We start from the raw sequence: 12,218 nt of genomic DNA on the forward strand, positions 1-12,218 counted from the left end.
GAACAAAATGCCATCACTGAATGAATATTATACACAGTATTTGAACGATTTGGGGTCTCAGTATAAGGCACAGATGGATACGGAGACACAAAATTACAATGCGAGCAAAAAGAATTTGGACAGCAGCTATAACCGAAGCGCCGGACAGCTTGGCACGGTGCGGGAACAGGCAATGCGGGACGCGTATGTCAGCCAGCAGAAAGCGATGAGGGATATGCCTGTGACGCTCGCGGCGCAGGGGATCCGCGGAGGCATGACGGAAAGTACGTATGGAAATCTGCTGAAAACCTATCAAAATTCGCGGAACGCGGCAACGACGAGCTATAACCAGCAATATGGAGACCTGACGCAAAACTATCAGAATAATATGACGGAGCTTGAAAATGCATACCGTAAAAACATCAGCGATATCAAAGCGGCCCAGAATGCGGACGCATGGGCACGGGCGAACGACAGCTGGGCGGCTTATTTGCAGGAGCAGGCGGAGAAACGCGCGCAGGAGCAGTGGGATATGGAAAAACAGAAGAAGACGGGAAGAAGCTCTGGAGGAGGCGGAGGCTCTACCGGGAATAGCGGAACGATGACAGAGTATCAGAAACGAAGCGCAATGGAAGCCGCAGATAAGGCCGCCGGACGGGACCCTTATGCATGGCAGAAAAGGTATTACCTAAATGCTACGGGGAAATGGTACAGAACGCAGGCCGAAGCGCGTGAAGCATTGAAGAAAGCAGGAAAATCCCCCTACGGAAAACAGAAAAAATAAACATGAATCTTAGGGAGAGGTGCCGGATACAATTTGGAGAAAAGATAGGAAGCTGATCCAAATGTGCGGAGTTTTTTAATAAGGCGAGTTAGGAGGAAAAATATGGCACTACAAGATTACAAAATAACGGAGCAGGACTATACGGGAAAAGACGTGGCGAGCCTGCCGGACGAGCCGAGCGAGGCGGGCGTGAGCGCGGCGGAGCTGAAAGCGGCCTTTGACCGCTTGACAAAAGAAGTGGTCGTGCCGAAGCACAATTCGCTGGTGGACGCCTCGATGGGAACCGGCGGCGCGGGGAACATTGGCGCGGAGGCAGTCGAGAGCGGCGCGGGCGATACGGTGCAAAGCAATCTGAACTATCTTCGGGATAAGCTGAAATCAGAGATCGAAAGCTGTATCCCGAAAGAAGATATCGTGCAGGTGCAGGGCCGGAGTGAAACAAAGGTCATGAGCCAAAGAGCGGTATCGGATGCGATCGATGCGGCCGGAGGCGGAGGGGGAGGCGCGGGCGACGCGGAGCCTGTGGGTACGATCAAGCAGTTTGGCGGGGAAACGCTGCCGGACGGATATCTGTGGTGCGACGGCGCGAGCTATCCGGCGAATGGGGATTACTTAAAGCTGTTTGAGGTGATTGGCACCGCATATAACGGGGAAGACGACGCGGAGGGAACGTTCCGCGTACCCGACCTGCGGGGGCGCGTAGCAGTCGGGAAAAATACAGGAACGTTCGGTGCGCTCGGCAAAACGGGCGGAGAAGAGACGCATACGCTGACAAACTTGGAAATACCTCGCGCGAACGTTATATCATCGAGTGGATTCAGGGCGTCGCCGGATGCCGGTTCCGGCTCGGGCTCTCTTTGCCTGCCCTATAGCGGAGGTGCAAACGGCGGGGGAACGACCTCGTGGGTAATAGAGGGCGGCGGCGGAGCGCACAACAACCTGCAGCCGTATTTGGTGTGTCATTATATCATCAAATACGATAAGACCTATGGAGAGATCGGCGTGACGGCTCCGCCGTGCATCTGGGAGTTTTCCGCTTCAGACTGGATTTTGGGGGAGGACAGCGTTTATACACTTTCTATCCCGGAAAACGAACACCGGCGCGGGGAATACTGCGTGCTGACGGCGCTGTATGACACGTCGGAGGAGGGGAAGATGAAAGCCGTCCTGTTCGAGATGGAAAAGGACGGAGACGGAAATATCACCGTCTATTCGGACGCCGCGTTTCCGGGAACGGCGTATATCGACCGGGTATATATGGTTCCGGCGGGCCGTGTGCTCACTGTGAACGGGCAGGGGCCGGACGCGGACGGCGACGTGACGGTCGCGGAGGTCGAAAACGCGCAGAAGCTGGGAGGAGAGCTGCCAGAATATTTCGCGGCGGCAGCCGATTCTCTGAATTACAGAAAGCAGTTGACCTCATCGGACGACTTGAACGACTATTTTGCCGAACCGGGCGTCTATCAGGCTGCTGCGGCGAAGAATATGCCGTCGTCTGACGCGTACGGAGTATTGATCGTCTTTATCGCGAATACATACGCGGTCCAGCTGTATTTTTCCCGTGTGCAAAACAGGGCATATTTTAGGACGAGGGAGGATGGACAGGCGATCACACCGTGGCTCGCGCTTTTTACCGCAGGAAGCAACGCGACCGAATCCGACTTCAATAACATTGCGAAAAACGGAAGCTACGGGATATTCGGTTCCGGAACAGATAAACATGCGCCCTATGCGGGGGCGTACGGAACGCTGCAGGTATACCAGTCCAATCAATATATCACACAAACGTTTATCAGCGTCACGGATGCAAAAACTTCTGTCCGCGCATATAACGGGAGCGTGTGGACGGCATGGAAAACGCTTTGAGGAGGAAAAGACATGTATAACCTTTATGTAAGCACGGACGAAAACAATATCGTTACGGCTATGTATCTTGACCTGTTTGAAGAACCGAAAGAGGGAGATATCGCGGCAGAAAGCTTTGAGGGGGAATATGATTTTTCACTTCATTGCGGCCGGGTATTGCAGGATAATGACGGACACTATAATTACAAGATTTCGGACGGCAGGCTTATGCTGCGTACCGATTCGGAAAAGGCGGACGATACATTACCGGAAACAGCAGAGGAAAAGGCGGAAAAATTCGATGCGCTTTCCGCGCTTCTTGTGGAAAAAGGGATATTGACGCAGGAAGAAATGGATGGGCTCATGGCGAAAACAGATGAAACGGAGGGAAAAGTATGAGCATCAAAGCGACAAGGCCGATATCAGACGCAGAACGGCTGGGAGGAAAATCATCGGAAGCTTATGCGGCGCAGGAAGATATCGATGTAATATCGGCATCGTTTCCCGGTCAGGAAAATATTGAATTTACAAATACAGTGATCCGGAAAATGAACGGACTCGTATTCGTGAATTACAGGGTAAAATATGCGGCCGACACGGACGCCGTCTTAAATACCTCTGTGATCGGCACATTCCCTGAGGGATTCAGGCCGGGCAGTACCGTGGTAGTTCCTGCCATTGCAATGAAAGCGGACCGGTCAACGCTCTATCTGATCGACCTATCCATTGGAACGGATGGAAAAGTTACGGTCATGTTTCCTGACGGGACCTATAAGTGCCGGTGGATCAAGTCTGACTTCTGGTTTCCAAGTATATAACGACAGGAGAAAACGATGAATCCGCAGATATTGGATTTCCTGTTGTCGCTGCTGCTGACGGCCGCGGGGCTTGTGATCGGGTTTCTGGGCGGGCGGCTGCGTGCAAAGGTGAACCGGGACAGGAGGGAAGAGGAGGCCATCCGGGGCGGTGTGCGCTGCCTTTTGCGGGAAGAGCTGATCCGCATTTGCGACAGGTGCCTCGAGCGGGGCAGTGTACGCATCCACAGTTTGGAATCGCTCGACGACCTTTTGAAGCAGTATACGGCGCTCGGCGGGAATGGAGCGGTACGGAAGCTTGTAGAGGACGTGAAGAGGTTAGAGGTCAAATGAGACGCAGCAGCGTCTTTTTTATTTCAAAGAAGGAGGAAAAGAATATGAGTAAGATCTATATCAATCCGGGGCATGGCGGCACGGACAGCGGGGCCGTAGGCATCGGCGGGAGACAGGAAAAAGCGGACAACCTGCGGTACGCATCGGCGGTCGCGGAAAAGCTGCGGGCGGCGGGGCATGACGTGAAGCTCGAGCGGGACAGCGATGTGCTGATCAATGTGAAAGACATTGCGGAAAGGGCAAACGCTTGGGGCGCAGACTATTTTATCGCGTTCCATAGAAACTCCGGCGGCGGTACGGGCGCTGAATGCCTGATCGTATCGAGCGCTTCCGCAAAGTCGCGCGAGATGGCGCAGGCAATTCAAAACGCGCTTGCAGCGGTTGGCTTCAAAAACCGCGGCGTAAAGGTGCAGGATAAAAACACATACGTGCTTTCCCATACGACGATGCCCGCGACTACGATTGAATGCGGCTTCATCGACAACGCGGGAGACAACGCGCTGTTTGACAGCAAGCAGGGGGAGATCGTACAGGGTATCACGGACGCGGTCCTTTCCATTGCCGGGGGAGCGGAACAAAGCCCGGCCACGCCGCCCGCACAGCCGGCCTGCACCAAAAAGCCATTTACACTTGACCATGTTGTGAAGAAAGGGAGCAAGGAAGCGGTTGTTGGTTCTATCCAGAACAATCTGCTTGCGATGGGCTATGATCTGGGAAGCACCGGGATCGACAACAACTTCGGAACAAAGACGGACGCTGCCGTAAGAGACGTTCAGAAGAACGGCGGCGTGACGGTGGACGGACAGGTCGGCAAAAACACAGCGCCGCTGCTCGGCGGGACGTGGGCGGAAAAGAGCGCGCCCGCGGCGTCTATCCCAACGCTGACACGCAATTTAAAGCTGACCTCTCCCATGATGCGTGGAGACGATGTGCGGCAGGCGCAGGAGCGTCTGGAAAAGCACCTTGCACAGCCGGGCAGGATAGACGGCGTATTCGGGAACAGTACGAAAGAAGCAGTCATACGGTTCCAGCAGGCGAGGAAAAACGAGGGCCGGGATATTGGAGAAGTGGACGGCGTGATTGGGCCGAAAACGTGGAAGATTTTGTGGGAATAAAGGAGGAGATGAAATGAGTAAGATCAACTGGAAAGTACGGGCGAAAAGCCCGCAGTTTTGGATCGGGCTTATTGGCGTGGTCCTGTCGCCCGTCCTTGCGTATCTTGGGCTTGGGTTTGAGGACCTGACGACATGGGATAGTGTGGCGAACGTATTCGTACAGTTCTTCACGAATCCGTATCTGATCGGCACAGCGGTCATGGCGGTCCTGTCGTTTATTGGAGTGCTGACCGATCCGACGACAAAGGGGATCACGGACAGCGAACAGGCGCAGGAATATACCGAGCCGAAGGGCTGAGAACATGAGCGGGGGCTTCCCGGCTGTGCGGAAAACGAAAAAGAGGAGACAGCCGCGAATAATGCCGGGAAGCTTTTAAAAACACAATAGTCTTATATTTATTGCGCTGCGCTTTGGGAAAGTATATAATGAACGGGTATAATCAGGAGGACGCCGGATGTCGGAAGTACTGCTAAAAGCGTTAGGGCTTATTTGTATCATTGTTTTAGGTTATATTCTGAAAAAGGTCGGCTTTTTCAAGCCTAAGGACTATGTACTCATTTCAAAGATCGCCCTCAATATCACACTGCCGGGTGCAGTCATCACCAGTTTTTCATCTTTTGGCTTCGACATTTCCCTGCTGTGGCTGATTTTTATCGGACTTGGCGGTAATCTGATCATGTCGGCAGCCGGGATGTTTGCCGCCCGCAGGCGAAGCAGGGATGTAAAAATATTCTATATGATCAATTTTGCGGGCTATAATATCGGCTGCTTTACGCTTCCTTTCGTTCAAAGCTTTCTCGGGGCCTACGGCGTAGTGGCGACCTGTATGTTTGATGCGGGCAATTCAGTCATGTGTACGGGAGGAACCTATGCGCTTGCAAGATCTGTTTCCGGAGAAGCGGAAAAGCGCGGAGCCGGCGGTTTTCTGAAGACCCTGTTCGCGTCCGTTCCATTTGACGTATATATCATTATGCTGGTCTTGGCCATAGCAAACATTCAGCTGCCTGAATTTGTTTTGACGGTATCGTCGGCTGTCGGTGCAGCGAATGCATTCGTTGCGATGCTGATGATTGGTATGATGTTTGAATTGACGCTCGACAAGCAGTATATCAAAGATGCGGCAACGACGCTGCTGTGGCGGTATGGTATGGCGGCGGTTTTTGCAAGTATCGTCTATTTCTGCACGCCGTTTCCGCTTGAAGTAAGACAGGTGCTGGTCATTCTGCTGTTTGGACCGATCGCGTCTATGGCTCCCGTTTTTACGGAGCGCTGCAAAGGCAATGTGGCGCTTGCCAGTATGATCAATTCCTGCTCGATTGCCATCAGTACGGCGCTCATCACCCTGCTTTTGATGACCATGCATATCGCGGGATAGCTTCTTATAACAGGGCGGCTTCCTTTGCTGGAAAAGACAGGAAGCTATATTTTTATGACGGAATCAACCGGTATTCCGCATGGTTTTGCACGAAGCGTCCTTTCTCCGGGAACGACAGCCCTTGGACGGTATACCTGCGTTTTTTCGTAGCAAAAAACAACTGTTTTGCGATTTAAGGATTTCGTTTTCTGTTTGTCACAAAATATTAAGAATATTTCTTTGATAAAGAATGGTAAATGTGTTATAAATAAAGGGAATAAACGAAGGGAGCCGATCGATCATGATTTGTGGAAAATGTCATCAGGAGTATGACGGCGGCATGGCGGCCTGTCCTTATTGCGGGAATGCAACACCGCAGCCTCAGCAGCCCCAGCAGCCGCAATATGAACAACAGGGACAGGGAGGCCAGCCTCAGTATGAACAGCCTCAACAGCCTCAACAACCGCAGTATGAGCAGCAATATCAGCAGCAACAGCAATATCAGCAGCAACAGCAGTATCAGCCGCCGCAGTATCAGCCGCAATACCAGCAGCAGGGGGTGGCGCGGGGCATGTCTGTCGCCTCTATGGTGTGCGGTATCGTGGGACTGGTTCTTTGTTGGGTACCGTTTTTCGGTCTTGTGGTCAATGCACTGGCGATCATTTTCTATATTCTTTCGAGAAAAGAAACGCCGAACGGGATGGCAACGGCAGGCCTTGTATGCGGGATCATTGGTATCATAGTCGCTTTGATCGTGACGATACTGATCGGAATGGCATGGAGCGCCGTAACAAGCCCATGGTGGTGGTGATAAGAGCCGGAGCGATTTAAAAATGAACGAAAAAACGCCGCTGATGCGGCGTTTTTTTGTGCTTCCAAATTATTTTAAAATATCCTATTGACTTAGAGTATACTCCAAGTGTTACTCTAAATGGGAAATAGAAAAGCGTTTTGGCTCAAATAGATTAGGAGGAAACAATTATGAATATGGATTTTGATCTTTTTACACCAACAAAGCTGCTCTTTGGGGCGGGAAAGCTGAATGGGCTCGGGGAGGAAAAGCTGCCCGGAAAAAAAGCACTGCTGCTGATTTCGAACGGAAAATCGGCGGAGGCCTCCGGTGCGCTCGAAAAAACAAAAGCGCAGCTTGAGAAAGCGGGCGCAGAATATGCCGTTTGCGCCAATATCCATGAAAATCCCACGAAAGAGCTCGTTATGGAGGCGGCGGCGTTTGCCAAAGAGAAACGCTGTGATTTTATTGTGGCGCTCGGCGGCGGAGCGGTCCTCGATTCTGCTGTTGCCGTCGCGGCGATGGCGACGAACCCCGGCGACCTATGGGACTATGTGTGCGGCGGAACGGGAAAAGGGCAGCCTCTCACGCAGCAGCCGCTGCCGATCGTGACCATCACTTTGACTGCCGGCACGGCATCGGAGATCAACAATTGGGGCGTGATCAGCAAAACGGATACGCATGAGAAAATAGGCTTTGGCGGCGCCCCGGAGCTGAACCCGGTGCTTGCGGTCGTAGACCCGGAACTGATGAGGACCGTTCCGGCGAAATATACTGCCTATCAGGGCTTCGATGCATTGTTCCACAATACGGAGGTGATGATGTCAAAGGGTGTCAACATCCTCAGCGAGACGATCGCACTATCGGCGATCGAGCATATCGCACGCTATCTTCCGCGGGCTGTGGCGGACGGGAACGACCTTGAAGCGCGGGAGCATGTGGCCTACGGAAGCACGATGGCAGGTATCACCATGCAGCTCACCAGCACGACGGCACAGCATTCGATGGAGCACGCGATGAGTGCCTACCATCCGAAGCTTCCGCATGGAGCGGGACTTATTATGATATCGAAAGCTTTTGCGGAATTTTTTATCGAACGTCACGCCTGTGACAGGCAGTTTATTAAGATGGCTCGGGTCATGGGAATGCCGGATGCGGATAAACCGGAGGATTTTGTCACCGCATTGGCGCGTCTCCAGAAGGACTGCGGTGTAGCAGACCTGAAAATGAGCGATTACGGAATAAATGAAAGCGAATGCATGACGCTGGCTGTCAACGCCCGTGAAACGATGGGCGGCCTGTTCCTTGCCAATCCCTGCGAAATGACGGATGAGGACTGCGCGTCGGTATTCGAGAGGGCTTACCGGTAAGGAGCAGGAGCATGGAATTAAATGAATTTTTGGCGTGGATGAACAGCGGGAAAAGAGTCGTCGGAGGATCGGAGGAGCATCGGTACATGTCACAGCTGGCGTTTGAGGCGATGAAGATCACGACTGTGCTCAATCAGGGATATCATGAGCCGGAAGAGATCCGAACCCTGATGGAAAAGCTCACAGGGGGCCCCATAGACGAATCGTTTCGGATGTTCCCGCCGTTTTATACGGACTGTGGGAAAAATATCCACATCGGCAAAAATGTTTTTATCAACTGCGGATGCCATTTTCAGGATCAGGGCGGGATCTATATCGGGGACGGCGCGCTGATCGGGTCTCAGGTCGTGCTGGCGACGATCAACCATGGCAGAAAGCCGGAGGAAAGGACGGACAATATACCGGCACCGATCTATATCGGGAAAAGAGTATGGGTCGGTTCCCATGCAACCATCCTGCCGGGCGTTTCCGTTGGAGACGGCGCTATCGTTGCCGCCGGCGCCGTCGTAACGAAGGACGTACCGCCAAACACGGTGGTGGGCGGCGTGCCGGCGAAGGCCATCAGGCAGGTATAAATGCGGCGGGGGACCCCGGGGCAGCTGAACAATACGAATGTGCCGTAAAATAATGCATTTCGGTATGTATGGCGAGAAAAAGCATGATTTTAAGATATGCGGCCTAAGTACAGAGCCGGTCTCATTTCAAAAATGGGACCGGCTTTTGCTTTTTCGCAGAAAAATATGGTAAGCTGTGAAAAAATTGCAAAATTTTTTCACACAGAAAATCATGAATGTAGTATAATAAAATTGACTATATCTATAACAAATATAATAGGAGGTTACGTCTGTGAGTGAAAAGATTTCACCGGCGGTCATTCGCCGTTTGCCAAAATATTACAGATATCTGGAAGAACTGGAAAGCAAAAAGATCGATAAGATCTCGTCGTCACAGATGAGCATCGAAATGGGGCTCAATGCGTCGCAGATCCGGCGGGATCTGAACTGCTTCGGCGGCTTCGGCCAGCAGGGCTACGGATACAGTGTGGAAAAGCTCAAGAAAGAGATCGCACGTATCTTGGGTCTTGACCAGCGTTATAACGTCATCGTCATCGGCGCGGGCCGTATCGGACAGGCGCTGATGGGATACAAAAATTTTATGCTCGAGGGCTTCAATGTGGTAGATATCTTTGACAACGACCCGGCAAAGGTGGGAACGGAGGTGCTGGGACGGGAGGTAATGGATGTTGCCCGCCTCTCGTCGTATTTAGAGGAAAAGAACATAGATATTGCCATTATCTGTACGCCTAAGGAATATGCACAGCAATCGGCAGACCTTCTGGTAAGCTTTGGGATCAAGGCTATTTGGAATTTTGCGCCGACAGACGTTGCAGTGCGCCGGGGCGTCGCGGTAGAGAACGTACATCTTTCGGACAGCCTGTACGTGTTGTCCTATAAATTAAAGGAGAAGATAAAAGGAACGGGGATATGAAAACAGTCGAGCTTCAAACCTATAAAAAGGAAGCGTTTGTCAACATCACGCGTACTGTCCGCGAGGAGGTCGCAAAAAGCGGGCTGCAGGAGGGCGTTGTGCTCGTGCATTCGCCGCATACGACAGCAGGCATCACGATCACGGAAAATGCAGACCCTGATGTCTGTGCGGATATGATCTGGGCGCTTAAGGAGCTGGTGCCCAAGCTCCCTTACCGCCATGCGGAGGGCAATTCGCCCGCACACCTGAAAACGATACTCGTGGGAAATAATGTCAGCGTGCCGGTAAAAGACGGCGAGCTTTGCCTCGGTATCTGGCAGGGTATCTATTTCTGTGAATTTGACGGGCCGCGGGATCGCCGGTTCTTTATTACAATGAGTTCGAAATAAAGCGCACGAAAGGATAAGCTTATGTCCAGAGAATTAGGAAATCACGGGGAAGAACGGGTGCATACTGCGCGCAAGGTAGGACAGGAGAATGCGGTGCCGGAAATAGACCCGACGCGGGAGGACGGCGAAACGGCCATGCCGTCTGCGGATGAGAAGCCGGAACCCGATGAGGAAACGCATGAGACTCTCCGTATGGAGAGAAAAGAAACGTTTGGGAATAATAAGATGGGAAAGGGACCCGGCAGCGGCAGGAAGCCGTGGAGCACGAAAAAGAAAGTACTCTTTGCCGTGATCATTGCGGCCGCTGCGGCTGCCGCTGTGCTTGTGTGGCTGTTTTTCGGACCGAGCAAAACTCTTTCCGGAGACGATGTCCGTCAAATCGTCGATAACGGGACCTTTTATGAGGGCGTATCGATGGAAGGGATAGACCTGTCGGGAAAAACGATGGAAGAGGCGCGCCCGGAGCTTGAAGCGAAGATAGAAGAAGCGCTGAAGGATATCTCCATCGATTATAAAGTGAACGATTCCGTCTACACCCTGACGGGTACAGAGCTCGGCGCCGCCGTAGACGTAGACGAGGCGCTCCGGGCGGCAATGCTGTACGGACGCGAGGGAACGTTTGCCGAACGGCTCGCGGCGGTGGATGCGGCAAAGACGCAGGGCGTGGAGATCGAGCTGCCCGTCACATACGATAAGGCGGCCATCCTTGCATCCATTCAGGCCAACGATGCAAACATCAATATTCCCGCTCAAAATGCGGCGGTAGTCGTCAATAAGCTGCGCGACGAGGATAAACTGTATTCGGATGCGGAGATCGGCTATCAGGAGGAAGTGACGGGCCTTGAGGTAAACGACGAAGAGCTTGCGGAAGCGATTTATGCGCAGCTTGAGCAGGACAACTTTGAACCCGTTACCGCAAATACGCAGGTCACACAGCCGGAGCTCACGATTGACCAGATCAAAGAGACTTATGCAGTCATCGGGGATTTTGAAACGAAATATGCCAGCTCGGATTACGGCAGGCGGTATAATATCTGGAAGATGGCGGATATCATCAACGGTGTAGAGATTTTGCCGGGTGAAACGTGGTCCATCAATGAAGAGGCAGGCCCGCGCACCTACAGCCGCGGCTGGAAAGGCGCGCCGGGTATTTCGAACGGCGAATATAAGGAGGAAGCGGGCGGCGGCATCTGCCAGACGAGCTCGACCCTGTACGGCGCGGTGCTGCGCGCCGAGGTAAAGGTCGTGGACCGTTCGCATCATTCATGGCCGCTCGAATATGTACCGGGCGGACTCGATGCGACGATCTCGACAGGCGCGCCGGATTTCGTGATACAGAACAATTATGATGTGCCCATCTATATCATTTCGAAATGCGACGGACAGGATGCGCGGACGATCCGCATACAAATCTATGGGCCGAAGTTTGAGGACGGCCTGCGGCGGGAGTTTACCTCCGAGCTGATCGATACGTTCGGGGGCGGCAAGGTGCAGTATATCGACGATCCGAGCCTGCCCGCCGGAACAGAGCAGACGATCATCAAGGAGCATATCGGGAAAAAGTACCAGACCTATAAGCACTATTATGATGCGGAGGGGAATCTCGTCAAAACGGAGAAATTCAGCATAGAGACGTACGACAACAAGCCCGCGAAGATCAGGAGGGGAACGGGAGCCGCAGCGCCGACGCCTGCCCCAACGCCCGAAACGCCGGCCACACCGACGCCCGCCCCAACGCCGGAGCCGGCGCCGACGCCCACACCGGACGTACCCGCACCGGAGGTGCCTCCGGCAGCGGAGGGAGAAGTCGCATAAACATAAAATAAAAACAGTATGGAGAAAATAAGCCCGCTTTTAAAAAGCGGGCTTATTCGGTTCTGCAGGCATCCTGAAGAGCGGCGGCATAAAACAAGACGGAAAAGCGGAAATATGAAAATTATTTGAATAATGACAAG

At 52.9% G+C, this 12,218-nt stretch carries 14 protein-coding genes; all 14 read left to right on the forward strand.

From position 1 onward, the window contains the following. Positions 1-7 precede the first annotated feature (7 nt). The 14 genes from PUP29_RS09715 (at position 8) to PUP29_RS09780 (ending at position 12,078) form a co-directional block, all read left to right on the forward strand. The gene (locus PUP29_RS09715; protein WP_079546110.1) at positions 8-763 is read left to right on the forward strand and encodes a hypothetical protein; all 756 of its coding nucleotides are present in this window, start codon (positions 8-10) and stop codon (positions 761-763) included. Positions 764-865: 102 nt separating this feature from the next. Beyond that, on the forward strand, positions 866-2,629 hold the full coding sequence (locus tag PUP29_RS09720) for a tail fiber protein (RefSeq protein ID WP_079546109.1): 1,764 nt from the start codon (positions 866-868) through the stop codon (positions 2,627-2,629). A 12-nt stretch (positions 2,630-2,641) separates the two neighbouring features. Continuing rightward, entirely contained in the window at positions 2,642-3,007 is a 366-nt protein-coding gene (locus tag PUP29_RS09725) for a hypothetical protein (protein ID WP_079546108.1), read from the forward strand. After that, positions 3,004-3,426: a hypothetical protein gene (locus PUP29_RS09730; protein WP_079546107.1), complete on the forward strand. Its 423-nt coding sequence runs from the start codon at positions 3,004-3,006 to the stop codon at positions 3,424-3,426. The genes PUP29_RS09725 and PUP29_RS09730 overlap by 4 nt, the downstream gene beginning before the upstream one ends. Before the next feature lie 15 nt (positions 3,427-3,441). Then, positions 3,442-3,756, forward strand: a complete 315-nt coding sequence (locus PUP29_RS09735) for a hypothetical protein (RefSeq protein WP_079546106.1) — start codon at positions 3,442-3,444, stop codon at positions 3,754-3,756. A gap of 44 nt (positions 3,757-3,800) precedes the next feature. After that, the gene (locus PUP29_RS09740; protein ID WP_353423178.1) at positions 3,801-4,871 is read left to right on the forward strand and encodes an N-acetylmuramoyl-L-alanine amidase; all 1,071 of its coding nucleotides are present in this window, start codon (positions 3,801-3,803) and stop codon (positions 4,869-4,871) included. A gap of 13 nt (positions 4,872-4,884) precedes the next feature. Continuing rightward, entirely contained in the window at positions 4,885-5,169 is a 285-nt protein-coding gene (locus PUP29_RS09745) for a phage holin (protein WP_079546104.1), read from the forward strand. A 157-nt stretch (positions 5,170-5,326) separates the two neighbouring features. Beyond that, positions 5,327-6,247 carry an AEC family transporter gene (locus tag PUP29_RS09750; RefSeq protein WP_353423180.1) on the forward strand — a complete coding sequence of 307 codons (921 nt, stop codon included), beginning with the start codon at positions 5,327-5,329 and terminating at the stop codon, positions 6,245-6,247. A 280-nt stretch (positions 6,248-6,527) separates the two neighbouring features. Beyond that, on the forward strand, positions 6,528-7,037 hold the full coding sequence (locus tag PUP29_RS09755; protein WP_353423182.1) for a DUF4190 domain-containing protein: 510 nt from the start codon (positions 6,528-6,530) through the stop codon (positions 7,035-7,037). 170 nt (positions 7,038-7,207) lie between these two features. Next, positions 7,208-8,386, forward strand: a complete 1,179-nt coding sequence (locus tag PUP29_RS09760) for an iron-containing alcohol dehydrogenase (RefSeq protein ID WP_079546102.1) — start codon at positions 7,208-7,210, stop codon at positions 8,384-8,386. An 11-nt stretch (positions 8,387-8,397) separates the two neighbouring features. Then, positions 8,398-8,961, forward strand: a complete 564-nt coding sequence (locus PUP29_RS09765) for a DapH/DapD/GlmU-related protein (RefSeq protein WP_079546101.1) — start codon at positions 8,398-8,400, stop codon at positions 8,959-8,961. A 271-nt stretch (positions 8,962-9,232) separates the two neighbouring features. Continuing rightward, entirely contained in the window at positions 9,233-9,874 is a 642-nt protein-coding gene (locus PUP29_RS09770) for a redox-sensing transcriptional repressor Rex (RefSeq protein WP_079546100.1), read from the forward strand. After that, the gene (locus tag PUP29_RS09775) at positions 9,871-10,263 is read left to right on the forward strand and encodes a secondary thiamine-phosphate synthase enzyme YjbQ (protein ID WP_079546099.1); all 393 of its coding nucleotides are present in this window, start codon (positions 9,871-9,873) and stop codon (positions 10,261-10,263) included. Before PUP29_RS09770 ends, PUP29_RS09775 begins: the two co-directional genes overlap by 4 nt. 21 nt (positions 10,264-10,284) lie before the next feature. Continuing rightward, a complete protein-coding gene (locus PUP29_RS09780) occupies positions 10,285-12,078 on the forward strand; it encodes a VanW family protein (protein WP_079546098.1) in 1,794 nt (597 codons plus the stop codon). Positions 12,079-12,218: the final 140 nt, after the last annotated feature.

The sequence above is a fragment of the Christensenella massiliensis genome (assembly GCF_040409835.1).
Taxonomy (GTDB): Bacteria; Bacillota; Clostridia; order Christensenellales; family Christensenellaceae; genus Christensenella; species Christensenella massiliensis.